Source organism: Snodgrassella sp. CFCC 13594, assembly GCF_001590725.1.
Lineage (GTDB): Bacteria > Pseudomonadota > Gammaproteobacteria > Burkholderiales > Neisseriaceae > Snodgrassella.
Window position 1 is genome coordinate 96,147 of record NZ_LQXR01000005.1, and the last position, 26,082, is coordinate 122,228.

The 26,082-nt window shown below is 47.6% G+C and carries 30 protein-coding genes and 1 pseudogene; 13 read left to right on the plus strand and 18 right to left on the minus strand.

The genetic code is table 11. The annotated features are described in order from the left end of the window. Positions 1 to 12: 12 nt before the first annotated feature. Entirely contained in the window at positions 13 to 636 is a 624-nt protein-coding gene (locus tag A2F46_RS04870; protein WP_066567428.1) for an NAD(P)H-hydrate epimerase, read from the minus strand. 59 nt (positions 637 to 695) lie between these two features. Beyond that, positions 696 to 1,055: a dihydroneopterin aldolase gene (gene folB, locus A2F46_RS04875; protein ID WP_066567431.1), complete on the minus strand. Its 360-nt coding sequence runs from the start codon at positions 1,053 to 1,055 to the stop codon at positions 696 to 698. A gap of 58 nt (positions 1,056 to 1,113) precedes the next feature. Between folB and plsY the strand changes: the two genes are divergently transcribed. After that, on the plus strand, positions 1,114 to 1,716 hold the full coding sequence (gene plsY / locus A2F46_RS04880) for a glycerol-3-phosphate 1-O-acyltransferase PlsY (protein WP_066567545.1): 603 nt from the start codon (positions 1,114 to 1,116) through the stop codon (positions 1,714 to 1,716). A gap of 79 nt (positions 1,717 to 1,795) precedes the next feature. On the opposite strand, the gene speB is transcribed toward plsY, so the two are convergent. From speB to A2F46_RS04910, 6 genes and pseudogenes are all read right to left on the minus strand, one after another. After that, entirely contained in the window at positions 1,796 to 2,764 is a 969-nt protein-coding gene (gene speB, locus A2F46_RS04885) for an agmatinase (protein ID WP_066567433.1), read from the minus strand. 58 nt (positions 2,765 to 2,822) lie between these two features. Beyond that, positions 2,823 to 3,497, minus strand: a complete 675-nt coding sequence (locus A2F46_RS04890) for a DedA family protein (RefSeq protein WP_066567435.1) — start codon at positions 3,495 to 3,497, stop codon at positions 2,823 to 2,825. 36 nt (positions 3,498 to 3,533) lie between these two features. Beyond that, positions 3,534 to 4,873: pseudogene (gene glmM, locus A2F46_RS04895) on the minus strand (phosphoglucosamine mutase). Positions 4,874 to 4,983: 110 nt separating this feature from the next. After that, positions 4,984 to 5,856 (minus strand): dihydropteroate synthase, encoded by an 873-nt coding sequence (gene folP / locus A2F46_RS04900; protein ID WP_082783578.1) that lies wholly within the window; start codon positions 5,854 to 5,856, stop codon positions 4,984 to 4,986. Between the two features lie 149 nt (positions 5,857 to 6,005). Further along, positions 6,006 to 8,015 carry an ATP-dependent zinc metalloprotease FtsH gene (gene ftsH / locus A2F46_RS04905; protein ID WP_066567441.1) on the minus strand — a complete coding sequence of 670 codons (2,010 nt, stop codon included), beginning with the start codon at positions 8,013 to 8,015 and terminating at the stop codon, positions 6,006 to 6,008. Between the two features lie 72 nt (positions 8,016 to 8,087). Beyond that, positions 8,088 to 8,708 carry an RlmE family RNA methyltransferase gene (locus tag A2F46_RS04910; protein WP_066567548.1) on the minus strand — a complete coding sequence of 207 codons (621 nt, stop codon included), beginning with the start codon at positions 8,706 to 8,708 and terminating at the stop codon, positions 8,088 to 8,090. Between the two features lie 145 nt (positions 8,709 to 8,853). Between A2F46_RS04910 and yhbY the strand changes: the two genes are divergently transcribed. Next, positions 8,854 to 9,141, plus strand: coding sequence for a ribosome assembly RNA-binding protein YhbY (yhbY, locus tag A2F46_RS04915; protein WP_066567444.1), 288 nt, complete (start codon positions 8,854 to 8,856; stop codon positions 9,139 to 9,141). A gap of 141 nt (positions 9,142 to 9,282) precedes the next feature. On the opposite strand, the gene A2F46_RS04920 is transcribed toward yhbY, so the two are convergent. Further along, positions 9,283 to 9,678 carry a DUF4149 domain-containing protein gene (locus A2F46_RS04920; RefSeq protein ID WP_066567447.1) on the minus strand — a complete coding sequence of 132 codons (396 nt, stop codon included), beginning with the start codon at positions 9,676 to 9,678 and terminating at the stop codon, positions 9,283 to 9,285. 167 nt (positions 9,679 to 9,845) lie between these two features. Next, positions 9,846 to 10,322, minus strand: a complete 477-nt coding sequence (gene greA / locus A2F46_RS04925) for a transcription elongation factor GreA (protein WP_066567551.1) — start codon at positions 10,320 to 10,322, stop codon at positions 9,846 to 9,848. A 36-nt stretch (positions 10,323 to 10,358) separates the two neighbouring features. On the opposite strand from greA, the gene A2F46_RS12285 reads away from it, so the two are divergent. The 6 genes from A2F46_RS12285 to A2F46_RS04945 all read left to right on the plus strand — a co-directional run bounded on the left by A2F46_RS12285 (position 10,359) and on the right by A2F46_RS04945 (position 14,333). Continuing rightward, positions 10,359 to 10,505, plus strand: coding sequence for a hypothetical protein (locus tag A2F46_RS12285; protein ID WP_156471562.1), 147 nt, complete (start codon positions 10,359 to 10,361; stop codon positions 10,503 to 10,505). Between the two features lie 147 nt (positions 10,506 to 10,652). Then, entirely contained in the window at positions 10,653 to 11,255 is a 603-nt protein-coding gene (locus A2F46_RS04930) for a nitroreductase family protein (protein ID WP_231867708.1), read from the plus strand. Positions 11,256 to 11,566: 311 nt separating this feature from the next. After that, positions 11,567 to 11,749: a hypothetical protein gene (locus A2F46_RS12920; RefSeq protein WP_082783579.1), complete on the plus strand. Its 183-nt coding sequence runs from the start codon at positions 11,567 to 11,569 to the stop codon at positions 11,747 to 11,749. Positions 11,750 to 11,781: 32 nt separating this feature from the next. Next, positions 11,782 to 13,044 (plus strand): mechanosensitive ion channel family protein, encoded by a 1,263-nt coding sequence (locus A2F46_RS04935; RefSeq protein WP_231867705.1) that lies wholly within the window; start codon positions 11,782 to 11,784, stop codon positions 13,042 to 13,044. Beyond that, positions 13,041 to 13,532: a dihydroneopterin triphosphate diphosphatase gene (gene nudB, locus A2F46_RS04940; protein WP_066567453.1), complete on the plus strand. Its 492-nt coding sequence runs from the start codon at positions 13,041 to 13,043 to the stop codon at positions 13,530 to 13,532. The genes A2F46_RS04935 and nudB overlap by 4 nt, the downstream gene beginning before the upstream one ends. A 9-nt stretch (positions 13,533 to 13,541) precedes the next feature. Further along, positions 13,542 to 14,333, plus strand: a complete 792-nt coding sequence (locus A2F46_RS04945) for an endonuclease/exonuclease/phosphatase family protein (protein ID WP_066567456.1) — start codon at positions 13,542 to 13,544, stop codon at positions 14,331 to 14,333. 103 nt (positions 14,334 to 14,436) lie between these two features. Here the strand turns inward: A2F46_RS04945 and phoU are convergent, their stop codons facing one another. Further along, positions 14,437 to 15,141: a phosphate signaling complex protein PhoU gene (gene phoU / locus A2F46_RS04950; protein ID WP_066567459.1), complete on the minus strand. Its 705-nt coding sequence runs from the start codon at positions 15,139 to 15,141 to the stop codon at positions 14,437 to 14,439. A gap of 74 nt (positions 15,142 to 15,215) precedes the next feature. Continuing rightward, a complete protein-coding gene (locus A2F46_RS04955) occupies positions 15,216 to 16,226 on the minus strand; it encodes a hypothetical protein (RefSeq protein ID WP_066567461.1) in 1,011 nt (336 codons plus the stop codon). Between the two features lie 146 nt (positions 16,227 to 16,372). Between A2F46_RS04955 and A2F46_RS04960 the strand changes: the two genes are divergently transcribed. Then, positions 16,373 to 16,624, plus strand: a complete 252-nt coding sequence (locus A2F46_RS04960; RefSeq protein ID WP_066567468.1) for a hypothetical protein — start codon at positions 16,373 to 16,375, stop codon at positions 16,622 to 16,624. A gap of 115 nt (positions 16,625 to 16,739) precedes the next feature. Here A2F46_RS04960 and A2F46_RS04965 read toward each other — a convergent pair whose 3' ends face one another. From A2F46_RS04965 to A2F46_RS04975, 3 genes are all read right to left on the minus strand, one after another. Continuing rightward, entirely contained in the window at positions 16,740 to 18,395 is a 1,656-nt protein-coding gene (locus A2F46_RS04965) for an electron transfer flavoprotein-ubiquinone oxidoreductase (RefSeq protein ID WP_066567471.1), read from the minus strand. Positions 18,396 to 18,572: 177 nt separating this feature from the next. Next, a complete protein-coding gene (locus tag A2F46_RS04970; protein ID WP_231867706.1) occupies positions 18,573 to 19,676 on the minus strand; it encodes a CaiB/BaiF CoA-transferase family protein in 1,104 nt (367 codons plus the stop codon). Between the two features lie 253 nt (positions 19,677 to 19,929). Then, positions 19,930 to 21,117, minus strand: coding sequence for an acyl-CoA dehydrogenase (locus tag A2F46_RS04975; RefSeq protein WP_066567473.1), 1,188 nt, complete (start codon positions 21,115 to 21,117; stop codon positions 19,930 to 19,932). Positions 21,118 to 21,222: 105 nt separating this feature from the next. Here A2F46_RS04975 and A2F46_RS04980 point away from each other — a divergent pair, with 105 nt between their 5' ends. Both A2F46_RS04980 and A2F46_RS04985 read left to right on the plus strand, forming a co-directional pair. Continuing rightward, on the plus strand, positions 21,223 to 22,020 hold the full coding sequence (locus A2F46_RS04980; protein ID WP_066567476.1) for an IclR family transcriptional regulator: 798 nt from the start codon (positions 21,223 to 21,225) through the stop codon (positions 22,018 to 22,020). Between the two features lie 430 nt (positions 22,021 to 22,450). Next, positions 22,451 to 22,645 (plus strand): hypothetical protein, encoded by a 195-nt coding sequence (locus A2F46_RS04985; protein WP_066567479.1) that lies wholly within the window; start codon positions 22,451 to 22,453, stop codon positions 22,643 to 22,645. A gap of 108 nt (positions 22,646 to 22,753) precedes the next feature. Here A2F46_RS04985 and A2F46_RS04990 read toward each other — a convergent pair whose 3' ends face one another. Genes A2F46_RS04990 through dapF form a run of 3 tightly spaced genes read right to left on the minus strand, consistent with a single transcriptional unit; the run spans position 22,754 to position 24,809 of the window. Next, complete coding sequence (locus A2F46_RS04990) at positions 22,754 to 23,299, minus strand: hypothetical protein (protein WP_156471563.1); 546 nt, start codon at positions 23,297 to 23,299, stop codon at positions 22,754 to 22,756. Continuing rightward, entirely contained in the window at positions 23,296 to 23,955 is a 660-nt protein-coding gene (locus tag A2F46_RS04995) for a DUF484 family protein (protein ID WP_066567484.1), read from the minus strand. Before A2F46_RS04995 ends, A2F46_RS04990 begins: the two co-directional genes overlap by 4 nt. Beyond that, the gene (gene dapF / locus A2F46_RS05000; protein WP_066567490.1) at positions 23,955 to 24,809 is read right to left on the minus strand and encodes a diaminopimelate epimerase; all 855 of its coding nucleotides are present in this window, start codon (positions 24,807 to 24,809) and stop codon (positions 23,955 to 23,957) included. Before dapF ends, A2F46_RS04995 begins: the two co-directional genes overlap by 1 nt. A 160-nt stretch (positions 24,810 to 24,969) precedes the next feature. On the opposite strand from dapF, the gene A2F46_RS05005 reads away from it, so the two are divergent. After that, positions 24,970 to 25,491, plus strand: coding sequence for a DUF4442 domain-containing protein (locus A2F46_RS05005; RefSeq protein WP_066567493.1), 522 nt, complete (start codon positions 24,970 to 24,972; stop codon positions 25,489 to 25,491). A gap of 46 nt (positions 25,492 to 25,537) precedes the next feature. Continuing rightward, a complete protein-coding gene (locus tag A2F46_RS05010) occupies positions 25,538 to 26,026 on the plus strand; it encodes a hypothetical protein (protein ID WP_066567495.1) in 489 nt (162 codons plus the stop codon). Positions 26,027 to 26,082 lie beyond the last annotated feature (56 nt).

Below are 26,082 nucleotides of genomic sequence, written 5' to 3' on the forward strand. Positions count from 1 at the left end.
GAACCCTAATGCCTAACACAAATCAATGCACACGATCTCCCCGCAAGCGTTCTGCGCCTCTTTGCCCACATGGGCATGCTTCAAAGCTTGGAAAGCATAAGTTAGATTGGCCTCAAAAGCATGCGCTGCCACTGCCGCGCTGTCACCATGAATGCCACTGGGTATATCCAAAGCCACCTTAAAAGACCGATGGTGCTGATTAACCACATCAAAACACGCTGCCACGTTTACCGGCAACACACCATGAAAGCCTGTGCCATAAACCGCATCAATAACCACTTGACTGGTTTCCAATACAGGCGCCAATTGATCGCCATCAATCATTTTCACCGACTGCGGTAATTTAGCCAAATTAATCAAGGCCAAGGGCGATAAATCACTACCTTGCAATAATAAAACAAATACGGCCCACCCAGCCTCAGCCAATGCCTTAGCCATCACCAAACCATCGCCGGCATTGTTACCTTTACCACACAGAACGACGGTATTTTGAGGCTCAGAGAAACGCAATAACAAATCAGCAGCCGCACGCTGACCCGCACGACGCATCATTTCCGCATAGCTCAATCCCGCTGCCGCCTGCTGATCCTCCCAAGCCTTCATTTGTGCAATGCTGTAAATCGGTTGCTCTGACATATATTCTCCTAATGCGTGTGGCGTGTGGGAGGGAGTTCCCGAGCCGTTGGAGCACCGCATTAATCGTTATCTATACCACGCTCAATTTGCACGCCCACGCTGCGTACATGCGGCAAAATACCCGGTTTCACCACTTTCACACGCACCCACAACGCACCAAACTCGCGCAACACTAACTGAGCCACGAACTCTGCCAACGCTTCCAGCAATAGAAATTGCTGTTCAGATAATGTCTGGCGCAATATCTGCGCCACCTCCGCATAATGAATGGTTTCATCAATATCATCATTCCGAGCGGCTGCCTGAAGGTCTACGCCCATATCCAAATCCAGAACTAGGGTTTGCCGCTGCTGCCGCTCCCAGTCATAAACACCAATTAAGGTTTCGGCTTCCAAACCATGTAAAAAGACTGTATCCATCACCGCTGGCCTAAGCTAAAATGCGTGTCTCAATATTGTAGTCTAAAGACTCACCATGATGGTTAACTTCTTCGCCACAGCTTGTGCCTATTTACTCGGATCACTGTCCTTCGCGGTCATTGTTTCCAAAGCCTATGGCATGGCTGACCCACGCAACTACGGCTCAGGCAACCCAGGCGCCACCAATGTTTTGCGCAGTGGCAAAAAATCCGCGGCCGCACTCACCTTGCTGGGGGATGCACTCAAAGGCTGGCTGGCCGTCTGGCTGGCACAACATTTTCAGGCAGCCTTGGGCCTAGACACCATCACCATTGCTTTGGTTGCCGTCGCCGTGTTGGTGGGACACATGTGGCCAGTTTTTTTTGGGTTCAAAGGCGGAAAAGGTGTGGCCACGGCAATTGGCGTATTGTTTGCCCTATCCTGGCCAACCGCGCTCATTTGTGCGGCAGTGTGGTTGATTATGGCCTTCGGCTTTAAAGTATCTTCTTTAGCCGCACTGATCGCCACCCTTATCAGTCCGATTGTTGCTTATTTCTTCATGCCCCATTTATCGTGGATATTAGCGGTGGTAGCTATTGCCGTATTGGTCCTACTGCGCCACAAGAAAAACATCCAAAACTTATTACAGGGAACAGAGAGCAAAATCGGCAAACCTCGGTAATGATCCAATCGCCAAACCAACATTACGAATAACAAAGACGCCCTAGATGGCGTCTTTAATTTCAGGCAACCTCAGATCACTACCGCTGCCCGGCTACTTTTTTGTTGCGCATCAAACAGAGCATATCCGCAGCCACATGAGCAGCCGCAATGGCAGTGATTTCAGCATTGTCGTAGGCAGGCGCTACTTCTACTACGTCCATACCCACGATATCCAAATTACCCAGTGCGCGTACGATACTTAATGCTTGGTGTGAGCTCAAACCACCGGCTACCGGGGTCCCCGTTCCGGGCGCAAAAGCGGGATCCAAACAATCAATATCAAAAGTAAGATAAACAGGATTATCGCCAATAATGTCTTCTATTCGAGCCACCGTAGCCTCTACCCCATGTTCATGCACCCAAGGCGCAAACAACATGTTCATACCCATGAAATCAGTATTCCACGTACGAATACCCACCTGGGCTGATGCATTTGGGTCAATCAACCCATCATGAATGGCTTTATAAAACATGGTGCCATGATTTAAGGAATCAGGCGCATCGTCAGGCCAAGTATCGCAATGTGCATCAAAATGCAGCAAACTTAAAGGCTTCCCGTATTTTTCAACATGTGCCTGCAGCAGTGGGTAAGTAATGTAATGATCGCCGCCGAAAGTCAGCATCTTGGCATGACTATTGGTGATGATGTCCAAAGCATGCTGTTTTATAGACTCGCGTATGGTCCATGGCTGATGTGCATCAAACCAGCAGTCACCATAATCAACCACAGCCAAGTCATCAAAAGGATCAAAACCCCAAGGAAAGAGATTGAGCTCCGCCAATTGCACGCTGGCTGCACGAATCGCAGCGGGCCCCAAACGCGCACCAGGCCGAAATGTAGTGGCCAAGTCCAGCGGTACACCAGAAACCACCACATCCACGCCATCTAAATTGCGGGTGTATTGCCGACGCATAAAAGACAAAGCACCGGAGTAAGTATTTTCTATGGTTGAACCCATCAACCCTGGCCGTCGGAATGCACCATCGCCATAAATTTTTTCTGACATGAAGTCTCCTTATCCAAGCATGAAGCAAAGAATTGGCACAGAGAAAGAGCTGATACTGCTATAAATGAGTGGTTTTCTGTTGCTTGCGTGCAGCTCGACGCGCTCGAATTTCGGCGATTTTTCGGCGGAAAAACAAAACACGTTGCCGTTTTTTCCACCAGTAATACAGCAATACCGCCGCGCCCACACCAATAACCACATACACCCCAGTTTGAAACTGATGCACCTTATGCATGAGCCAGTCGATGTTTTCAGCACCATATGAACCCAAATACACCCAAATGGGCACCGAGATCATTGCCGCCAAACCATCCATCAACAAAAATTGCCAATAAGACACTTTGCCGCTGATGCCAGCAGTAATGTAGATGGGTGTGCGCAAACCAGGCAAGAACCGCGCTACAAAAAGTACTCGGTTACCATATTTATCAAATTTATCTTGTACCTGAGCATAGCGCTGCGGCGTCATTACCCGCTGCACAAAACGGTAATTCAAAATTTTATGACCATAAATGCGCCCAGCAGTAAACATCAGGCCGTCACCCACCAGTACACCAGCCATGCCCACCAAAAACATGGTATGCACATTGGCGTGACCCAAGCCTGCAATCACCCCGCCGGTGACCAGCGTCACATCTTCCGGAATGGGCACACCAAAACCGCAGGCGACCAATACCACGAACACCGCCAAATATCCATACTGTGTAAAAAACGCTTCTAACAGGCTAAACATAAACAGCCAAACCTTCGCATTGAATCAGATGGGCTTTCAGGCAACCTGAGCATCAATTGCCCGAGCAATTTTTTCGGCAGCCGCTTTAGCAACATCGGCATGCTTGGCCTCTACCATAACCCGAACCACTGGCTCGGTACCAGATGGGCGCAATACCACTCGGCCTTGTTGCCCCAATTCTTTTTCTACCACACTGGCCACCGGCGTGGCGACACTTTGCCAATCCTGACCTTTTTTAATGCGCACATTAATCATGGTTTGAGGAAAAGGACGCCAATCCGCCAGCGCGGCAGCCAAGTCTTGATTGAGCACTTGCAAACTGGCAAATACCTGCAATGCAGAAATAATGCCATCGCCCGTATTGTGCTTATCCAAGCACACAATGTGCCCTGATGCCTCGCCACCCAATTCCCAATCATGGGCATACAATTGTTCCAACACATAGCGATCACCCACCTTGGCGCGCACAAAGTCGATCCCCCGCTCTTGCAGCGCCAATTCCATTGCCAGATTGGTCATGACTGTACCAACCACCCCGCCTTTCAGACAATCTGCAGCGGCTCTGGCCTTGGCAATCACATAAATTAGGGCATCGCATCATAAACCTTGCCTACCTTATCCACCATCATCAAGCGGTCACCATCGCCGTCCAGTGCAACACCATAGTCAGCCTCGTTTTGCAACACGGCTGCCTGAAGGGTTTTGGTGTAAGTAGCGCCTACTTTACGGTTAATGTTATACCCATCAGGCTCATCGCCGATGCACACCACTTCTGCACCCAACTCATGAAACACCTTGGGCGCCACGTGATAAGCGGCGCCATTGGCGGTATCCACCACCAGCTTCAGGCCGCGCAAATGATAATGATTGGGGAAGGTAGACTTACAAAATTCAATGTAGCGGTCAACGGCACCATTGATGCGTCGAGCCCGACCCAATTGATCCGAAGCCACCGTTTGCATGGGCTTTTCTAACTGCGCTTCAATTTCCAATTCGACATCATCATTTAATTTCACGCCACCTTCGGCAAAAAACTTGATGCCATTATCAGAATAAACATTGTGTGATGCAGAAATCATGACACCACAATCCAAGCGCAATGCCCTCGTGAGGTATGCCACGCCCGGGGTGGGCAGAGGACCCGTCAGCAGCACATTAACGCCGGCGGCTGTAAACCCAGCCTCCATCGCGGCTTCCAACATATAGCCCGAAATTCGAGTATCTTTACCAATTAACACAGTGGGTTGATGATCCGTTCCGTGTTTAACCAACACATGGCCTGCGGCATAAGCCAATTTCAACACAAACTCAGGTGTAATCGGGAATTGCCCCACTTCGCCGCGCACACCATCAGTGCCGAAATACTGTTTCGCCATGCCAGGCTCCTTTATTCGTTTCAATAAGTGCTTATTGTAGAACAGGCACTGTGTTTCAGCCAGAAAATATCATGTGGCAATATCGTCTTATGATAGTCACCATGCACGATTCAAATCGTACCCAGGGCCTGCCACACTGCCCAAGCTTGTTTGGTTGCCGCAACATCATGTACCCGCACAATAGCAGCCCCGCGCGCCATAGCAGCCACCGCAGCCATGGCGCTGCCCACAATACGTTGATTGGGTTCAATGGTTTGCGTCAATTCGCCAATCATGCGCTTTCGCGACACACCGATCAAAGCAGGACAGCCTGCACGCACTAGCCATTCATCGAAGTAGCGCATCAACAGCACATTATGTTCTAGGGTTTTACCAAACCCAAAACCAGGGTCGACCGTGATGCGTGTTTGCGCTATCCCAGCGGCCAGACAAGCCTGAACTCGTGCGCACAAAAATGTCCCCACTTCCGCCACAACATCTTCATAGTACGGTTGATTTTGCATGTTTTCAGGCAGTCCTTGCATATGCATCAGGCACACACCCACATTTCCAGCGGTCGACAGTAACGCCAAAGCCCCATCATCTTGCAAAGCCTGAATATCGTTAATACCATCTACCCATCCTTGCTCCAATGCGCGTTGCATGACCCAAATGCGGCGCGTATCTAAGGTAATGGGCACACCCCAATCATGCAACGCTTCCAATACGGGTGCCACACGCTGCCACTCTTGTTGCGGCGATACATAATCCGCGCCGGGGCGTGACGATTCGCCGCCCACATCAAGGATATCTGCGCCTTCATGCAACAAATTTTCCGCATGTGCCAAGGCCGCAGCAACCGATTGACTATACCGCCCACCATCGGAAAAAGAATCTGGCGTAATATTCACAATACCCATGATTTTTGGAGTCTGGACATCCACAACAAAGCGGCCACATTGCCAAATTTGATTGATGCGCTGAATGGCAGTATTTTCCATCATAAAACCCTATTTGATTTCAGCTTAATGAACCATGAGGTGAGTCAAATAATGCAAATTCCGTTTCACACAAGCGGCTTGGCACCCACCATTCATTGGGTTGAGGTTGCCTGAAAAAAAGCGGCAGCCTACGCTGCCGCTTCATGATGTCATTATACCTGCGGTGGTTTCGTGCCATCACCATCAGATTTGACTCCATCCTGCACCGTTTTGGAATCGATGGCGGCTTCATCTGGGTTGGTACCAGCAGAAGCACCTTCTGTTGGTGTGGCTGGAGTCACCGTCTGCACAGCTTCAGGCACTGGCTCATCAGGGCGAATATTATGGCTATAGTCTTTAGGCGGACTCGGCTGTTGACCAGCCATAATCTCCAATACTTGATCTCGATCGATGGTTTCCCACTCAATCAACGACCGAGCCATCGTGTGCATTTTATCCCGGTTTTCATCTAAAATTTTATATGCTGTCGCATATTGCTCATCAATGATTCGGCGAACCTCAGCATCTACATCTTGCATGGTTTTTTCTGAAATATTCTGGGAGTGGGTAACGGAACGACCTAAAAATACTTCACTTTCATTCTCGCCATACACCATTGGACCCATTTTGTCTGACATCCCATAGCGCGTCACCATGTCACGGGCAATTTGTGTGGCCCGTTCAAAATCGTTGGAAGCCCCTGTAGAAACGCGACCAATATAAATTTGCTCAGCAATGCGGCCACCAAATAAAATTGAAATTTGATTCAGCATTTGATCTTTGTACATACTGATACGGTCACGCTCAGGCAGCTGCCAAGTCAAACCCAATGCCCGACCACGCGGCATAATGGTGACTTTATGCACCGGATCAGTGCCTTCCAAGCTTTCGGCCACCACAGCATGACCAGATTCATGATAGGCCGTGGCTTTTTTCTCATCCTCATGCATCACCATAGAGCGGCGCTCTGGACCCATGTAGATTTTGTCTTTGGCATCTTCAAAATCGCCCATATCAACTTTGGTTTTATTGCGTCGGCCTGCAAATAAAGCGGCTTCATTCACCAAATTGGCCAAGTCTGCACCTGAAAACCCTGGTGTACCACGTGCCAATACCGCCAAATCCACCGATACATCCAAAGGTACTTTTTGAGCATGCACCTTCAAAATCTGCTCACGCCCGCGAATATCTGGCAACGGCACCACTACTTGACGGTCAAATCGACCTGGGCGCTGCAAAGCTGGATCCAGTACATCAGGGCGATTGGTAGCGGCAATAACGATGACCGTGGCATTGCTCTCAAAGCCATCCATTTCTACCAACAATTGATTCAAAGTTTGCTCGCGTTCATCGTTGCCACCACCTAGGCCGGCACCGCGCTGACGACCAACCGCATCAATTTCATCAATAAAGATAATACAAGGCGCGTTTTTCTTGGCCTGTTCAAACATGTCACGAACACGGGAAGCACCCACACCCACAAACATTTCTACGAAGTCAGAACCGGAAATACTGAAAAACGGCACTTTAGCTTCACCAGCGATGGCTTTGGCCAATAATGTTTTACCAGTACCGGGGCTGCCTGCCAATAAAATACCGCGTGGTACACGACCACCCAGGGTCTGGTAACGCTGCGGTGCCTTCAGGTAATCCACAATTTCCTGAACTTCTTCTTTCGCTTCATCACAGCCTGCGACATCAGCAAAGGTCACAGTATTGGTGTCTTTATCCAACAAGCGTGCTCGGCTCTTACCAAAGGAAAAGGCACCGCCTTTGCCGCCTGCCCCACCTTGCATGGAGCGCATAAAATAAAACCATACCCCAATTAACAGCAACACAGGGAGCAAGCTAATCAAGATGCTGCTAAGTATGCTGGGTTTTTCTTCTGGAATCACATTCACGCGCACTTTTTTATCCAGCAAAGTACTGATTAAATTATCATCCAGCGGCGCATTGGTGATGAATTGGGTTTTATCTGTGCGCACACCTTTGATTTGGTATCCGTTAACCACAGAACCTTCGATATTCACATTCTCTACTTCACCATTATTCACTTGCTGCATGAACTGTGAATATTCGACTTGCTGCTTACTGTCTTTTTTCTCAGTCAAAGCATCATACGCGGCGATCAACACCACACCGAGCACCAACCAAACCAAAAGATTTTTTACGGTGTTCCGCACTGTCACAAACTCCTAAGGTTAAATTCATATTGCTGCAAAAGCAGCACATTGTAATAGAGGGCATAAGCCTTGTCAGTGCTTATGGCGACCCAATAGATAAATTTCATTGGAGCGATTACGCGAAGCTTTGGGCTTGCGCACCACAACCTGCTTAAACACCGTTTTCATGGCTGCCTGAAATTCAGTCAGTCCTACGCCTTGAAACACCTTAACCAAAAAGTCGCCATCTGGGCGCAAATGAACCTTGGCAAAATCCAACGCCAGCTCAGACAGATAAAAACTTTTTGCCTGATCGGTCACATTATTGCCAGACATATTGGGGGCCATATCGCAAATTACAAGGTCGACCACGCTACCGCCCAATAAATTTTCAAATTGATTCAATACGGTTTCTTCACGGAAATCACCTTGGATAAAATCCACTCCGTCAATTGATTCCATCGGCAGTATATCCAGAGCAAAAACACGTCCGCCATTGCCCAGTCGTTTAACCGCAACCTGCGACCAACTACCAGGAGCACTGCCTAAATCCGCCACCACCATACCCTGTTTGAACAGGTGGTCTTTTTCATCAATTTCTAATAATTTAAACGCCGCGCGAGCACGGTATCCAGCTTTTTGTGCCAAATGCACATAAGGATCATTGACATGCTCATGCAGCCACGCACTAGATGATTTGGATCGAACCGCCATAATATTATTTCTTGAAAAGAGCGGCACATTGTAGCCCGAAACCGCCAACAGCCACAAAGAATAATCTGCTCTTCAGGCTGCCTGAAGGTCAATTTAACAGTACAATACAACTTTTATTTGCTTCTAACGAGTTAGACACCACATCATGAGCCAAACCACCCTCAGCACCAAAGACATCTTGGCACTCAAAGCACAAGCCCACCACCTGCATGCCGTGGTTTTGATCGGCCAGAACGGCTTAAGCGATTCGGTTATCCAAGAAACTGAACGCAATCTAAATGCACATGAATTGATTAAAGTTCAAGTAGCCGGTGATGAGCGCAGCGCTCGCCTAGCCATTGCCGAAGCCTTATGCGAAGCCACTGGCGCGCAATTAATTCAACACATCGGCAAACAATTGGTCTTGTATCGCCGCAAGCCTGAAGATCAATAACAAAATGTCGGCATAAAAACCAATAAAGCTTTTCAGGCAGCCTGAAAAGCTTTATTGAGTCATGAATAAGCAACTATGTGTGCAATAAGACCATCTAATGCCACTCAAAGCGTACCAATTTAAAGACCAAATACAGGCCAATTAGCTCGTCGCCAAATAAATACTGCTGGATAGACCGTGCCATAACCCGAAACTGCCTCCCAACAAAGACAACAGCCATTGTTGACTGCCGGTTTTTAAAGCCACAATCACTGGCGTCACCAACCATTGGCTGACCGCCAGCAAACACCACAACACCACCATCCACGCTATCGTGCGGCTGGGCAAGAAACTGCGTTCCTGTAAACGGCGACCCAGCAAAATCGCCATAAACCACACAATCAAACCAGCGTAACCCACTATTCCAAATAGGCTACCCGCAATATTGCCTGCAACCATTTTCGGCAAAGCAGCAAAGAGCACCGGTGCCACCACATAGCCCACTGTCAGTTGCATACCCAACCACAACCCAATCAATATGGCGACACATCGTTGCATAATTGCCTCTTTCTTTCACAAAAACAAGCATATCTTCGCCAAATCGGCTATTTTTGTCAACCAAAACATGTATTTGGATAGATTAATCTGGCGCAGTCTATGTATGAGAATTGGATATGACTTAACTTAAGAACACCAGCCGCCATCAAAGCAGTTATCCAGCAACATTAGATGTATTGAACGGTCATAACCTCATATTCGCGCACACCGCCCGGGGCTTGCACTTCCGCTACATCCCCTTCTTCTTTGCCGATCAAGGCACGGGCAATGGGAGAACCCACAAAAATCTTACGCTCTTTGATGTCAGCCTCATCCTCACCAACAATTTGGTAAGTCACCACTTCTTCCGTTTCCAAATCTTCCAAAGTCACGGTAGCACCAAAAACCACTTTTCCTTCTGCATGTATCTCTTTGGGGTCAATGACATGGGCCAATGATAATTTGTGCTCAATTTCAGCAATCCGCCCTTCAATAAAGCCCTGTTTTTCCTTTGCCGCATCGTATTCAGCATTTTCCGACAAATCGCCATGCGAGCGAGCTTCTGCAATAGCCTCAATCACAGCCGGTCGCGCAACGCTTTTGAGCTGCTGCAACTCTTGCTTGAGCAAATCGGCACCCACCACTGTTAACGGAACTTTCTGCATCACCTTCTCCATACGCCTGCCTAAACAATTTCAGGCATGGTGCAACAAAACAATAATAAAAAGGCAAGCCGCCAATCAGGCGGCTTGCGCGAATTCATGGAAGCTATTGTAACAGACCAAAAGAAAATATCAATCGCCCTCGCCGCTCTGCAAATTGATATAGACTCAATTAAAAATTGGTAACACTCACACGCACAAACCCGTTTTTGTTTCATGCTTTATTATTGGTTAATCATTTGTTGCTATTTAAGACATTAAATCCGAGAATCATTCGCGCTATACTCAAACCCAGTTTACTTTAATTCAACTGCACACTCTTACAGAGGCATTATCATGACCAACACTTTAATTACCGCTATTGAAAAACGCCGTACTCAATACGCTTTAGGAAAAACATTACCCGCTAGCCAAACAGAAGTCACCGCGCTGATTGAGACTGCGATTAAATTATCGCCTTCTTCATTCAATTCTCAGAGTTCTCGCGCAGTGATTTTATTCGGGCAACACAGTGAAAAATTCTGGCAAATCGTAAAAGATGAATTGCGCAAAATTGTACCCGCTGATGCCTTTGCGCCCACGGATGCAAAAATCACCAGCTTTGCTGCTGGTGCAGGTACCGTGCTATTTTATGAAGATCAAGACACAATAAAATCACTTCAGCAACAGTTCAAATCTTACGCTGATAATTTCCCTATTTGGTCAGAGCAAGCCAGCGGGATGGCCCAATACGCCGTATGGACAGCCTTGGCCAACGCCAACATTGGCGCCAGCCTACAACACTACAATCCGCTACCTGATGCCGCTGCCGCTGCTGAATGGGGAATTCCTACTTCATGGAAATTGCGTGCCCAAATGCCTTTTGGGGCCAATGAAGCGCCATTTAGTGAAAAAACCTTTATGGATGACGCCCAACGCTTCAAAGTATTTGCTTAAATATCCAGATACCTAAATAGTTTAGTCACAAGATATGAATAATAACGATAGCCAATGGCTGTCGTTATTCTGTTTTCAGGCAACCTCTTCTATATGTTTAACAACAAATCCAGTTATTATTAACGAAATCAAGAAAAACAAGCCCCAGCCTACGTCGTTTAACGCTTATTTAACTGTTTTGTCTTGTGGAGTAAGGTGATTTTTCTTAACATGGAATGTCGATATATACTCCTTGCCCTGCAAGGATTACAGTAAGAATCCACTGCACTTTTACCCATGTACTAAAAACCTATTAAAGGACTGCTTACCTTATGGCCCAACCTGCCATTGCCAACATTGCTGACCACAGCCAGGCCATTATTGATCACTCCCAAATTGATGTTACTGGTTTTTTTACCAGTTTGTTTACCCGCCAGCAATTTTTCTCTCATCTGGCTGACCGCAGCTTTAATACCCCATGGGGTTGGTTTGAATTGGCCATCTGTGCAGCTTGATGGGCATCAGTTTCTGGTTAAGCCGTAAATGGATGCCGGCACGCGCAGCCACCACCATCACCAATAGTAAGCTATTTATCCGCCACATCATTCAGCGCATCACGTGGCCCATTTTGCTGTTGGTGTTTGCCATCATTGGTATTTATGTCTGGCAACTCACGGGCCACCGCACAGTGTGGCTACAATTGTTAGCCATGGCGGCGCGGTGGATGATTTTAATTCGTTTGTGTTTGGCCATTCTGCATGGTGCCGTACCCAATGGACGCTTCACGGAAACACTGGAACGCACGCTAGCAGCTACTTTATGGGTTATTTTTGTCTTTTGGCTTTCTGGCATGGACGACAATATCATCAAGGTGCTGAAAAGTCTGAAAATACCCTTGGGCAGCACCAGCTTGAATATGTGGACCGTGATTACCGCAGTGATTACCGTGTGCATGGTGGTGGTAGGCGCCTTATGGCTGTCGCAAATGATTAACAACCAAATCATGCAAGCGTCAAAATTGGATTTGAATTTACGCTTTGTACTGAGCAAAATCGTCAAAAGCCTACTGGTGACCATTGCGGTCTTGCTGGCTTTACCTATGGTAGGCATTGACTTGACTGTATTGTCGGTATTTGGTGGCGCATTAGGCGTGGGTCTTGGCTTCGGCTTACAAAAAATCGCCAGTACTTATGTTTCTGGTTTTATTATTTTGGCCGATCGCTCCATTCGTTTGGGTGACCGTCTAACGATCAACAACTTTACCGGCTATGTCACCAAAATTACGTCTCGGTTCGTGGTTTTACGCAATGCTAATGGCGCCGAAGCATTGGTTCCCAATGACAATTTTATTTCTTCCACTGTCGTCAATGAGTCTTACACCAGCAAGGCATTATGGACCAGTGTGGACATTCAGGTGGCTTATAATACGGCGCTCCCGCAAGCTTTAGCGATTTTGCAACAGGCGGCAGCCAAGCAAGAGCGGGTGAGTACAGACCCACCGCCCAGTAGTTTTGTGGTTGCCTTCGCGGATTCCGGTATTAATTTGCGTGTCGGTTACTGGGTAACCGATCCCGAAAATGGATTTCTTGCATTAAATTCCGCTATTTTCCTAGAAATTTGGAATCGATTTAAAGAAGCAGGTATTGATTTGCCTTTTCCCCAGCGCGAAGTACGCATTTTAAATACCGATAACGATCCTATCCGTGCTGACTTGCATAGTCTTCCAAATACGCCATCAGCTGAACCTCTTAATGAACAACAAAAGATGACTGTTGATACCCAAACAAGTCATGATGAGCCAAAAACATGACCAAATTGGATCCAGCACGCACCCAGGCGTACAAACAACCGCAATCAGTATTGGTGGTCATTTACAACCCATTAGGGCAAATTTTATTGCTTGAGCGGGCCGATAAACCTGGTTTCTGGCAATCAGTGACAGGCAGCTTTGAAACGGGTGAACAGCCAATTCAAACTGCCCGGCGAGAAGTGCATGAGGAAACAAGCATCAGATTGGCACCGCATGCACTGCAAAACTGGCATGCGTCCTGTTGCTATGAAATTTATGCGCATTGGCGCCATCGCTATGCCCCTGGTGTCACCCACAATACCGAACACTTTTTTTCTGCCTGCATTCCCGCTGATAGCCAAATCTCCCTATCCACACGCGAACACTTACGCTGGGGCTGGTATGATAGGCAAGAAGCCGCAGAAAAAGTATTCTCCCCTTCAAATGCGGATGCCATTCGCCAGTTACCGCAACATTGGCACATACCGGCGAAATTTTCCGCCGCTTAAGGAAACCCTATGAGTAGTGCCTTAACCATTGCAACCTATAACATGCACAAAGGTATGTCGCCACTCAACCAACAAGTCAAATTAGACCAAATGGCTGCGGCGCTCAAAGGCCTTTCGCCAGATGTCTTGTTTTTACAAGAAGTGCAAGGCCAAAACTTGAAACGGGCGCAACAATTACCGAACTTTCCCCGCCAGCCTCATTACCAAATTCTCAGTGAGGCTCTGGACTGCGAAGCCAGTTACGGCAAAAATGCTCAATATAAGTTACGCGACCATGGCAATGCTATTCTCAGTAATTTGCCTATCATCACCCGCAACAATCTCAACATTACAGTCAACCAGATGGAGCAACGCGGCGTATTACATTGCGAAATTCAGCCGGAAAGTTGGTCATTGCCACTGGTGTGTTTGTGTGCTCATTTAAACCTGCGCGAACCCGATCGCGAAAAACAATACCAAGCCATTTACGAATACATCAACACCCACATCAATCCCGATAGTCCATTGATTTTAGCTGGGGATTTCAATGATTGGCGGCGGCGTTCATGCGAAAACTTGGGGGAAAACCTGGGTTTACAGGAAGCTTTTGCCTGCCAAGGCAATATGCCCAAAACCTTTCCAGCGCGCTTGCCCATTCTGAGCTTAGATCGCGTATACACGCGGCACTTGGATGTTTTAGCGGCAAAATCGATGCGGGGCCTCCCTTGGCAAAGTCTATCCGATCATCTGCCCTTGCTGGTCAAAGTACAACCGGAGCGCAAAATAATCAAACAACCTCAAAACAAATCACAATCTCATTAAGGCGTTTAGGCTGCCTGAAACAATCAACCTACTGGACAAATCCATTCTATAAACGCACAACAGCCAACCTTTTAAGGTTGGCTGTTGTGCGTTTATCCATCGATCAGGACTGATCCAACACAGCCTTAACCGTTTCCAATGGAGAGTGCCGAACATCAATGCCCTTGGCCAAATACACCACATGTTCCGCTATATTCACCGCATGATCACCGATGCGTTCCACTGCCTTACTCATAAACATCAAATCAATTGACGTACTGATGGTGCGCGGATCTTCCATCATGTAAGTGATCAAACTTCGGGTTTGATTGCGGTAGTCGTAATCCACCTGCCGATCGGCTTGAACCAAATTCAGCAACGCATCTGTATCAATGCGTGCAAAGGCATCTAAGGCTGTGCGCAACATGACGTTGGTTTGATTGCACATGCGATTGAATTCATAAAAATCGCTGGCCACCACGCGATCATGATCCATCAATTCATAAGCAGTTAACGCTGCTTTTTTGATTTCATCACCAATACGTTCCAAGTCAACGATGATTCGTGTCACGGTCAACACCAAACGCAAATCGCCCGCAGCGGGCTGCCTGCGCGCAATAATGAGCTGACACTCATCATCAATTTGCACCTCCATGGCATTGATTTCACTATCGGATTCAATGACTGGCTTTAAATCAGCAGCATTCATGGACAACAGCGCCGACAAAGTATCGGTTAACTGCTTTTCCACCAACCCGCCCATTTGCATCACCAAGGTGCGCACGCTTTCCAATTCGCTGTTGAACTGGCTTGAAATATGCTCTGCCATAAAGTTTTCCACGCTGCTTTTTAGTTGCAATAGCCGTCATTATAAAAGCACATTGTGACAGTAACTTGACAACGTTACCGCCGCGCTGTTTTTTTAACCTGCTGCAAAGCACGCTCCAAATTGTGATCCAGCACTTCATCCACCACATTCGGAATATCTGCCAGTAGCTGCTTTTGTATGTTGGCAATGACATGTGCCATATGCTTCTGAATGGCCACGCGCATCATGCCGGCCATGGCATCAGCCAGATGCGGCCGCAACTTTTCTGCTATTTGCGCTAACAATGCAGCTTCAGACACACAACGCACGGAACGCCCTTGCGCGCCTTGCGGCTCAATCACATGCAAATGAACATGCGTAATCTGAGCAGGCGCCTCCGGGGTTGTGATGCCTTGTTCAATACTGGCTTCAGGTTGCCTGAAGTCACCGTCATCCATTTCTGCTTCAGCCGGAACCATGCTGTCCGATTGCATTGAGGTCACCACTTCTGCTTGATTGTGCCGACTCAACCGCACCGTACACGCTTCAGGCGCATCCGCATCTGCTCGAGTTAGGCAATTTTGTGCCGCCAGCCAATCTTCTTGAAACAACACCGCATCATCATTCAGTGCTGATTGTGTTTTTTCCTGTTCTAATGTGGTTTTATGTTGCCATTCTTGCAGATAAGCCCGATAAACCCGTTCGCGCTGTATCGGATCCAATATGACCTCTTCGCTGGTACTGATCCCGATGGAGGCGTCAGCTCGCGTAATCGGCTTGTCTGGTTGATGAGGCGACAATGGCGCGGCACGAGCCGGTTGAGGCTCTTGCACTAGTGGTGCTGCAGATTCATGGTGAGCAAAAATATCATCAATGGGCAATGATGGCACTGCTTCCTGCTGCTTATGCTGGCGCAAACGCTCTAAACTACGCTCCCAATCAGCCTCATCATCGGTTTCCAATGCTGCCAAATTGGATGCTTTCTGATTGGCGCTCCTCAGCGGCAATGTAGTGGCTGATGTGGTTGATTTATTCGACGTCGTCGTCGGCACATCATCACTCAAGGTAAAGACAAATTGCGGGGTTTCACCGGTGCTGTTGTTCACAATCTACTCCATAAAGCGCTTACCGTTACCCACGTCAAGTGGCGGTCTAAATTGAAATCCTTGCAGATTATAGCAATTTTGGCCCATAGCAATGCTAAACTGATCGCGTTTTTTTGTTGTCACAACCTAATTATTGAGGAATGGTTATGAGCAATATCGATGAGCGTGTCACTTACTTGGAAGAAGCGGGTGAGGCATTGCGTATGCAAAATCGCGTACTAGCCACTGCACTGAAAGGCTTATTGCACGCTTTGCCACCCGATGTGGCGGAAACTGCGATTACCGACATCCGTGCTGCATTTGAGGATGAATTAGCGCAATTACAATATGATAATGAGGCCCAAGCAGATTTATTTCACGACGCCACTTATGCTTTTTTTGCCGAGCGTGAACATTAATAAGGATATGCGTATCCAAGCATCGCCATAGAAAAATCGACCACCATGGGGTGATCGATTTTTCTATGGCAATCTAATGAGGCTGATTCCATCAATATTCAGCCAAAACTACCAATCACATTTCAGCATAATTTGGCCCGCCACTGCCTTCAGGGCAAACCCAATTGATGTTTTGTGTGGGGTCTTTAATATCACAAGTTTTACAATGCACACAATTTTGTGCATTGATTTGCAAGCGGGGTTGGCCTTCTTCCGTCACAATTTCATACACCCCAGCCGGACAATATCGGGTTTCTGGGCTGGCATATTCGGTGTAGTTGGTTTGAATGGCCGCTGTCGGGTCTTTCAACTGCAAATGACAAGGTTGGTTTTCTTCATGATTGGTGCCCGACAAAAACACACTACTCAAACGATCAAATGTGATTTCACCATCGGGTTTGGGATAAACAATGGGTAGGCAATCTTGTGCTTTTTTCAGGGAGCCATGATCGGTACCATGATGTTTTAAAGTCCACGGCGCTTTACCCTTGAACACATATTCATCCAATGCCGCATAAGCCATTGCTGGGAACAAGCCCCATTTAAATGCAGGACGCACATTCCGTACACCATGCAGCTCTTCATAAAGCCAGCTTTGCTTAAATAAATCGGTATATGCCGTCGCTTCTACACTATATTCATAGGATTCTTGCGATGCTTGCAATACTGACATAATCGCTTCTGCCGCCAACATACCTGATTTCATTGCGGTGTGGTTGCCTTTGATTCGCGGCACATTCAGCGTACCAGCCGCATCACCCACCAACACTCCACCAGGAAAAGTCAGCTTGGGCAAACTCTGCAATCCACCTTCACTCAACGCTCTTGCACCATAGGCAATCCGACGCCCTCCAACAAAAATTTTGCGTATCTCAGGGTGTGTTTTATACCGTTGAAACTCTTCAAATGGCGATAAATATGGATTTTGATAATCCAAACCCACCACAAAACCCACTGCCACTTTATTGTCATCCAAATGGTATAAAAATGCCCCACCATAGGTTTTGGTGTCCATGGGCCAGCCCACACTGTGCATCACCGTTCCTGGTCTCGATTGTGCGGGATCAATTTCCCACAATTCTTTAATACCCAAGCCATATGTTGGTGCTTGCGCCACTTGATCTAATCCAAATCGAGCCAGCAGCGATTTGGTGAGCGAGCCACGGCACCCTTCGGAAAAGATGGTTTGCTGTGCCCATAAATCCATGCCCGGTTGAAAGTTCTCGGTGGGTAGGCCGTCTTTGCCCACGCCCATGTCACCTGTGCGGATACCCTTCACCGATCCATCCTCATGCAACAACACTTGCGTTGCAGCAAACCCAGGATAAATTTCCACGCCCATTGCTTCAGCCTGCTGTGCCAACCAGCGACACAACAACCCCAAGCTAATGATATAGTTGCCTTCATTGTGAAATGAGCGCGGGGTGGGTAGGCGATAACTTTTTTGTGCTGTTAAAAACAGAAAACAATCTTCAGTTACCGGCCGCGTCAGCGGGGCGCCTTTTTCTTGCCAATCAGGCACTAATTCAGTGAGTGCCCTAGGATCCAATACAGCACCGGAGAGGCTATGTGCGCCGACTTCAGAGCCTTTTTCGACCACACACACGCTGATGTCGCGATTGTGTTGTTCGGCAAGTTGTTTCAAGCGAATGGCCGCACTCAAACCAGATGGGCCAGCACCCACAATCACCACATCGTATTGCATACTATCGCGTTCGATGGTTTCGGTCATCAAGGTTCCTTTTCCTTTATCATTGTTTTCTTATTATTTTTTAAGCAGCACAAATAAATGAGGCCAACGCCCCACAATAGAAGGGCCTATTATAGCCAAGTCCACCTGTTTGTGGCCGCAATTGCATGCACTGCAGCATACGCCGTTAGCGGGCAATGCTTTTTCATACCAACACCGCTAAATCACACCTTGGCGATGCCATTGCGCCAAGGCTGATGGGTCATAACCCAAACTCAAAAGCACGGATTGGGTATCGGCACCCAGCATGGGCGGGGCCAACCGATATTGTATGGGTGAGCCAGACAATCGGATTGGGTTACCCAACACCTTAACTGGGCTGCCTGAAAAAGCAAAATCCACCACCATTTCACGCGCTTTCGTTTGTGGCATAGACAAGGCTTCTGCAATATTGTTAATCGGTCCACAGGGTATCCGTGCCGATTCAAAGAGCGCAATCCACTCATTCCGATTTTGGCTCAACATCAATGGCTGCATTCGCGCAATCAACTGCTCACGATGAACCACTCGCGCAGGATTGGTGGCAAACCGCTCATCCAGATGCCACTCTGCTCCCATTAATTGGCTCACCGCAGCAAATTGCTGATCATTGCCACACGCCAAAATCAAATGTTGGCTACCAGCTGTTTCAAACACTTGATAAGGCACGATATTAGGATGGGCATTGCCTAAGCGCGGCGGCACCTGATCACTCGCCAAGCAATTCATCCCCACATTGGCCGTGAGCGCCAAAGCACTGTCCAGAAGCGCTACATCCACATGCTGACCCAAACCCGTTTGCGCGCGCACCAGCAAAGCTGCCTGAATACCAATGGTTAACTGTAGTCCCGCAAACAAATCCACCACAGCCACGCCTACTTTATGCGGCAAGCCCGCCTCTGGGCCCGTGATACTCATCAAACCACTCAGACCTTGAATAATATAATCGTAACCAGGCTTATGCGCATCAGGCCCCGTTTGCCCAAAACCTGTGAGCGACGCATAAATTAGCCCGGGATTGATGGCTTTAAGACTATCGTAATCCAAACCATATTTAGCCAAACCACCCACTTTAAAATTTTCCACCACGATGTCTGCATCTTGTGCCAGGCGCCGCAAAATGGACTGGCCTTGCTCAGAAGCCATGTCCACCGTAACCGATTTTTTATTGCGGTTCACCGTGGCGAAATAAGCAGACGTGCCATCGGCAAAAGTGGGGGGTGTCCACTGCCGGGTCTCATCCCCCATCTTTGGACGCTCTATTTTAATGACTTCGGCCCCCAAGTCTGCCAGAATTTGCGTGCACCCTGCGCCGCCAACACCCGCGACAAATCCAAAACCTTAATGCCGGCCAGTGCTTGAACACTCATCAGCTTATCTCCATTATGATTTAGGCCATCGCAAACCAAGCCATACTTGCGGCAACACCATTGCCTCATGGTCCACATATAGCCGCTGAAGCTATGATGGCTTTTCAGGCAACTACTACCGCACCTTCATTAGGCTGCCTGAAAAACCATCAGCAGGCTAAGTTTGCTTAAGCAAACGCAGCGATGCCCGTTTGTGCTCGGCCGAGAATCAATGCATGCACATCATGCGTTCCCTCATAAGTATTAACAGCCTCCAAATTCATGACATGGCGAATCACATGGAATTCATCGGCAATCCCATTGCCGCCATGCATATCCCGCGCCGCGCGGGCAATGTCTAAAGCTTTACCACAGTGATTGCGCTTAATGAGCGAAATCATTTCTGGTGCCGCTTGATGCTCATCCATTAATCGTCCTACCCGCAACGCCGCCTGCAAACCCAATGTAATTTCCGTTTGCATGTTTGCCAGTTTCAGCTGCACCAATTGTGTTGCGGCCAACGGACGACCAAATTGTTGCCGATCTAGCGTGTATTGGCGCGCAGCATGCCAACAAAATTCAGCCGCACCCATCGCCCCCCATGCAATACCATAGCGCGCTTTATTCAGGCAACCAAACGGCCCTTTTAAGCCACGAATCTCAGGGAACACATTGTCATTCGGCACAAACACCTCATCCAACACAATCTCGCCTGTAATTGATGCACGCAAAGAAAATTTACCCTCAATTTTTGGGGCACTCAAACCTTTCATGCCTTTATCCAAAATAAAGCCACGAATGTCGCCAGCATCGTCTTTTGCCCAGACCACAAAAACATCCGCGATCGGGCTATTGGTAATCCACATCTTACTGCCGGTCAGCACATAACCTCCATCGACAGTACGCGCGCGCGTTTGCATCGATGCAGGGTCGGAGCCAGCATTGGGCTCAGTGAGGCCAAAACACCCTACCCATTCACCACTGGCCAGTTTTGGCAGGTATTTGTCCCGCTGTGCCTCAGTGCCATACGCCCAGATTGGGTGCATCACCAAACTGGATTGAACACTCATGGCCGAGCGATAGCCAGAATCCACTCGCTCAACAGCGCGGGCAATTAACCCATAAGCCACATGAGATAGCCCTGCGCAACCATACCCATCAATGGTTGCGCCCAGCAAACCCAACTCACCCATCTGACGTAAAATATTGCGATCAAAATATTCGCTGCGATTAGCCAAAACAATGCCTGGCATCAATTGTTCTTGGCAAAAGGATTCCGCCGTTTCTGCCACTAAGCGTTCCTCTTCTGTGAGCTGCTGGCGCAACAACAATGCATCATCCCAAATAAACGATGGTCGCTTATCCACTTTACCCATGATTCATCCTCTCTATTTCATCCGAATAAAATAAAAATTGTTTCGCTATACGGAATTATGTTTTACTATACGAAACAATTTAACGTGACCCAGAAGGAATGTAAAGTGGCCGATCAAATTCTCAAGCAAATTGCCTTGGCTGAAGAACACAACGATCGTCAGTTTGTGACCGCGCTCGCACGCGGTTTAAGCATCCTCAGTTCTTTTGGTAACAGTGATACAGCCCTCACCCATCAAGCCATTTGTGATTTAACATCACTACCCAAAGCCACGGTTTCACGCCTGATTTATACCTTGCTCAAAAGCCAATATTTAGTCGCAGATCCAGCTGGGGGTTATCGCTTAGGGATGGCCAGCATTCAGCTCAGCGCAAGTGCTTGGGCTCAGTACAACATTACCCGTTTAGCCCAACCGCTGATGAGCCGTTTTGCCAGTGAAAACCAAGTATCGGTAAGCCTAGCAAAAGAAGAAATGGGAGAAATGCTTTATTTGGCGAGCGTACGCAGTCCGGCCAGACTCGCAGTTCAGTTGATGGTTGGCTCCAAAGTCCCTATTGCACGCACAGCCATTGGCCGCGCGTATTTCGCAGTGGCCGATGAACAACAAACGCAATTATTGGCATTCAATATGCAAGCACAAAATCCACAAACATTTACCGCCGATTGGCAACGGTTACAAGATCACAAAATCTATTTTGAACAACATGGTTACGCCCTATCTAATGGGGAGTTTTCTTCAGATATTTTGGCGGTTGCCGTTGGCGTTTATAACCGTGCAGAAGAGCGGTTCACACACTCCATTAACGCCAGTGCACCTTCCACACGCTGGCACATGGATGACTTTATTCGCGACGTCGCACCCAAGCTACAAGTATTGGCCCATCAGATTTCGACACAATCTTAAAAACTAATGAAATGCCAATGTGACAATTTTGTTGCAACAAAACAACAAATAAAAATTTATATGTGAATCGCATTCATTTTATTTTGCTCTACACAACTAGAGACATTACCAAAAATAAAGTATTTATAATCAAATACTTTATTAAATACAAATCTGAAATAGCTTACTTTATTGGCCTTCCTCATCACCCAGAATCTCAGCCGCCGATGAAATTATTGATTGCTGTTATTTTCAGCCCCCCCACGAGAGCACATTGTTGCGTTGCAATTGTTAACTACTCAGCGCATAATTCGACTTGCACAAGTTTTGCACATCATGCAAAAACACTATTTCGGTGGTGTGTGAACTGGATTTCAATCATTTAAATGATAGTTTTGATATAAATTTAAGGTTATAAAATCATGAAAAAATCTCTGTTGGCTGCTGCCTGATGTCTTTGTTGTTGGCTGCTTGTGGTCAAGAATCTGCTCCTGCTGCTTCTGCCGCCTCTGCTGCTTCTGAAGCTGCCTCTGCTGCTACTGAAGCCGCTTCTTCAGCTGCTTCTGCTGCTACTGAAGCTGCTTCTGCTGCTACTGAAGCTGCCTCTGCTGCTACTGAAGCTGCTTCTGCTGCTTCTGCTCAATAAGAGAAAAGCATGTAATAAAAAGCCAAACATTAAGTTTGGCTTTTTTTATATTTATCTCGCTATTCATCGATTCATTCAAACACCAGTGCATCACTTATCCACGTATATCTAAATCCAATTCAATAAATCTGCGACCACATAACCCACAAACCAAAGCAATACCACCAGAAAACTGGCCTTCCAATAATCGCGCCATTGCCCTTGATTCATCCAGATTAGCAACATCAATATCCACTGACTCAATATCCAAAACACGGGCTGCCAAACATACAGCTGCAACAAGCTAGTCAATGAAAAAATACTGAAACCTCGGGGATATTGCCATAAAACCATCAACAGCAAAACCAACCAAGCCAATTGCATGATCCAACCCGATGCGGCCAATAAAGACAAATACACATCGCTCGATTTGGCTTCAGGCCGCAATAAGCGCCACTGGGTGACGGAACCGATCAACACATATAAAGGAACCATAAACGCACTTTGCTCATGCGCAATTCCCAATACACCTGGTACAAAATAAGCACCCAGCAACCCCAGCATTACCCACGACACCACGCTGATTGCCAGCCACCAGCTTTGTTGTGCTACCCATGTACGCCACACAAAAATAGCCACATAGACACCCAAAACCACCCAGCTGAGATTCATCATGCTGCAGGCAACCTCAACAATCTTGCCAACACCACCGACAAACTGTCAGCCATCGACTCCACAAAATCCGTAGCCAATGCTTCGTGGAAATAAGTGGCGTCCTCATGACCGATCAACAAAACGGCAATAGTATGATCCATCCAAACCACGGGCAGTTGCAAAAAGCTTTCTAACGCAGCTTGTTGAGGCAGCAAGGCCAATAACGCAGGCGCGATGTGGGTACCACAGAGGGGTTCTTTAAGTTTGTTCACAGCCTGCATGACCGCTTTCTGGCTGTGGACATCATAAGCAGCCTTAACGCGTACTTTCTCCACTGCCATGCTAATAAACAACCCAGCATGGGGCAAATGAAAATCCTCCGCCAAACTCAGCATCACCGTATCAATACATTGATTCACGGTATTTACTGCCAGCAAATGTCGATTAAAGGACAACAATTTTGCCGTAGTAGCTTGATTTTCTTCCGCATTGGCCAACATCACAGACAATTGCTGCGCCATCTTTTCAGTTTTCAGCTTCAGCGCTTGCAAGCTACCTTGTTGGAAAGACAGAATTTTGCTTTCAGGCAACCTGATTCCCAGCGCCTCGGCATGCTTAGGCAAAAAATCAGGATGCGCCTGCAGATAATGCAGAATGGTTTGTTCACTTATGGCCATTAATATGCCACCTCTCCTTCGAATACCGTGGCTGCAGGGCCCGTCATCAATACATGGCTGCTGTCATCATTTTGCCAGGTGATGGTTAAACGACCGCCCCGCAAATCCACCTCAACAGGAGCTACATCATCCAGCACACCCAAGCGGATACCTGCCACCACAGCGGCACAGGCACCAGTGCCACATGCTTGTGTTTCACCAACACCCCGTTCGAATACCCGTAATTTAATGTGATTGGGTGACAATACCTGCATAAAGCCCACGTTCACCTTTTGTGGAAATTGCGGATGAGATTCAATGGCCTCTCCCAAAGTCGCCACGGGCGCCAAATCCACATCGTCCACCACAATCACCGCATGGGGGTTCCCCATATTCACACAGCTTACAGGAATAGATTCCAATCCCACCACAATCGTATGCATCAACGCATGCGCATCCACATCCGATACGGGCTTAAACGGAATTTTCTCTGCAGCCAATGCAGGCTTGCCCATGTCTACCGTAATGCTACCATTGTCATTTAAACGCGGCACAATGATGCCACCTGCGGTTTCCACCACAATTTCATGCTTGGCAGTCAGGCCTTTTTCAGTGACAAAGCGCACAAAACAACGAGCACCATTGCCACATTGTTCCACTTCAGAACCATCCGCATTAAAAATACGATAACGAAAGTCTCCAGCAGGCGTTTGCGCAGGTTCAATCAACAATAGCTGATCGAAGCCAATGCCAGTATGGCGGTTTGCCCATGATGAGATCGGTGCAGCAGTCGTATCAAACGCTTGCCGAATACCGTCTACCACCATGAAATCATTGCCCAGTCCATGCATCTTGGTAAATTTTAAAGTGTTCATACTAATCATTTCCTATGGGCAGCCTTGCTCAGGCAGTTATCATACCCAATCAATGCTTATCCGATAAGCCCTCGGCACCATAATTCAATCATTAAATTGAAAGCCTAGGCCTGCATTCAGGCAGCCACCACCAGCATTCAGACCATACTAAGGAGAAAATATGCGCATTGAAAACAAAATGGCAAAACAGCTCAAGCAACTACACCGTTTTCCTGCTGCTTGGCAAATTCCTTTACAAACCTGGCTAATGAGTCGGTTTGTGCCTTTTATTAAAACCACAGGCCTGCGTTTCGAGCACATCAGCACAGAAGAGGTGCACGTCAGCATACGCAACCAGCGCAAAGTACAAAACCACATTCACGGCATACATGCATGTGTGATGGCATTACTGGCTGAGACCGCCACCGGCTTTGTGACCAATATGAATACCCCCGATGACAAATTGATTTTACTCAAGTCTATGCACATCGATTATGTACGTCGATCTGTGGGCAACATGAGAGCGCTTGCGCGCATCGATGAAGGGCAAGCATGTTTGATGCAGCAAACCGAACGTGGTCACTTAGTGGTGCCTTGCCAAGTATTCGATGAGAGCGATGAAGAGCCGATTATCGTGACCATGACATGGGCATGGTTGCCTAAAAAAACCACCTCCGAATCAAACCCACCAGCATCAACATAAATTCATTGTTATACTCTTCTCTATCCATTGGCATTGGAGCCAGAACATGAATATCCCTTACAAATATTGTGGCATATTGACCATCTTACTGACCGTGACCGCATGCAGTGGTGGCATCAGCCCAGCCGGATTATCGATTGGCATTGGCGGCGGTAGTCACCATGTGGGCATTGGTACCGCATTAACCATTCCCCTTGGGAGTCACTCAAATGGTGGCATTCATGTTTCAGAACAAACGGTAGCCAGCTATTTCGCCGCAGATGGACAGGAAAAAAGTCAACCCGTGGCTGGTGGTTTCTTCCGCAAAATACTGAGCCAACAAAGTGGTGATCTCTATCTGGTACAAGATTTTTATCATGACAATGGCCAAAAGCGCACCGATCCCATGTTGATTGAACAAAGCCAGCTCAAAAATGCTTTTGCTTATCCGCAAAGCGGTAGTCAAACCTTGTACTACCCTAGCGGCAATGTCCAGACCCAAACACAATATCAACAGGGTCGTGCCATTCGAAGCCAATCATGGCCTGATCGCTGAGGTTTTCCATTTCATTATGTTTTGGGTTTCAGGCAGCCGATTCAGCTACCTTAGGC

Bases quoted from the DNA above. Each gene is read 5' to 3' on its own strand.
- A2F46_RS04870 (WP_066567428.1), bottom strand. From the start codon at position 636: ATGTCAGAGCAACCGATTTACAGCATTGCACAAATGAAGGCTTGGGAG.
- folB (WP_066567431.1), bottom strand. From the start codon at position 1,055: ATGGATACAGTCTTTTTACATGGTTTGGAAGCCGAAACCTTAATTGGT.
- plsY (WP_066567545.1), top strand. From the start codon at position 1,114: ATGGTTAACTTCTTCGCCACAGCTTGTGCCTATTTACTCGGATCACTG.
- speB (WP_066567433.1), bottom strand. From the start codon at position 2,764: ATGTCAGAAAAAATTTATGGCGATGGTGCATTCCGACGGCCAGGGTTG.
- A2F46_RS04890 (WP_066567435.1), bottom strand. From the start codon at position 3,497: ATGTTTAGCCTGTTAGAAGCGTTTTTTACACAGTATGGATATTTGGCG.
- folP (WP_082783578.1), bottom strand. From the start codon at position 5,856: ATGATGGAAAATACTGCCATTCAGCGCATCAATCAAATTTGGCAATGT.
- A2F46_RS04910 (WP_066567548.1), bottom strand. From the start codon at position 8,708: ATGGCGGTTCGATCCAAATCATCTAGTGCGTGGCTGCATGAGCATGTC.
- yhbY (WP_066567444.1), top strand. From the start codon at position 8,854: ATGAGCCAAACCACCCTCAGCACCAAAGACATCTTGGCACTCAAAGCA.
- A2F46_RS04920 (WP_066567447.1), bottom strand. From the start codon at position 9,678: ATGCAACGATGTGTCGCCATATTGATTGGGTTGTGGTTGGGTATGCAA.
- greA (WP_066567551.1), bottom strand. From the start codon at position 10,322: ATGCAGAAAGTTCCGTTAACAGTGGTGGGTGCCGATTTGCTCAAGCAA.
- A2F46_RS12285 (WP_156471562.1), top strand. From the start codon at position 10,359: ATGGTGCAACAAAACAATAATAAAAAGGCAAGCCGCCAATCAGGCGGC.
- A2F46_RS12920 (WP_082783579.1), top strand. From the start codon at position 11,567: ATGGCCCAACCTGCCATTGCCAACATTGCTGACCACAGCCAGGCCATT.
- A2F46_RS04935 (WP_231867705.1), top strand. From the start codon at position 11,782: ATGCCGGCACGCGCAGCCACCACCATCACCAATAGTAAGCTATTTATC.
- nudB (WP_066567453.1), top strand. From the start codon at position 13,041: ATGACCAAATTGGATCCAGCACGCACCCAGGCGTACAAACAACCGCAA.
- A2F46_RS04945 (WP_066567456.1), top strand. From the start codon at position 13,542: ATGAGTAGTGCCTTAACCATTGCAACCTATAACATGCACAAAGGTATG.
- phoU (WP_066567459.1), bottom strand. From the start codon at position 15,141: ATGGCAGAGCATATTTCAAGCCAGTTCAACAGCGAATTGGAAAGCGTG.
- A2F46_RS04960 (WP_066567468.1), top strand. From the start codon at position 16,373: ATGAGCAATATCGATGAGCGTGTCACTTACTTGGAAGAAGCGGGTGAG.
- A2F46_RS04965 (WP_066567471.1), bottom strand. From the start codon at position 18,395: ATGACCGAAACCATCGAACGCGATAGTATGCAATACGATGTGGTGATT.
- A2F46_RS04975 (WP_066567473.1), bottom strand. From the start codon at position 21,117: ATGGGTAAAGTGGATAAGCGACCATCGTTTATTTGGGATGATGCATTG.
- A2F46_RS04985 (WP_066567479.1), top strand. From the start codon at position 22,451: ATGTCTTTGTTGTTGGCTGCTTGTGGTCAAGAATCTGCTCCTGCTGCT.
- A2F46_RS04990 (WP_156471563.1), bottom strand. From the start codon at position 23,299: ATGATGAATCTCAGCTGGGTGGTTTTGGGTGTCTATGTGGCTATTTTT.
- A2F46_RS04995 (WP_066567484.1), bottom strand. From the start codon at position 23,955: ATGGCCATAAGTGAACAAACCATTCTGCATTATCTGCAGGCGCATCCT.
- dapF (WP_066567490.1), bottom strand. From the start codon at position 24,809: ATGAACACTTTAAAATTTACCAAGATGCATGGACTGGGCAATGATTTC.
- A2F46_RS05005 (WP_066567493.1), top strand. From the start codon at position 24,970: ATGCGCATTGAAAACAAAATGGCAAAACAGCTCAAGCAACTACACCGT.
- A2F46_RS05010 (WP_066567495.1), top strand. From the start codon at position 25,538: ATGAATATCCCTTACAAATATTGTGGCATATTGACCATCTTACTGACC.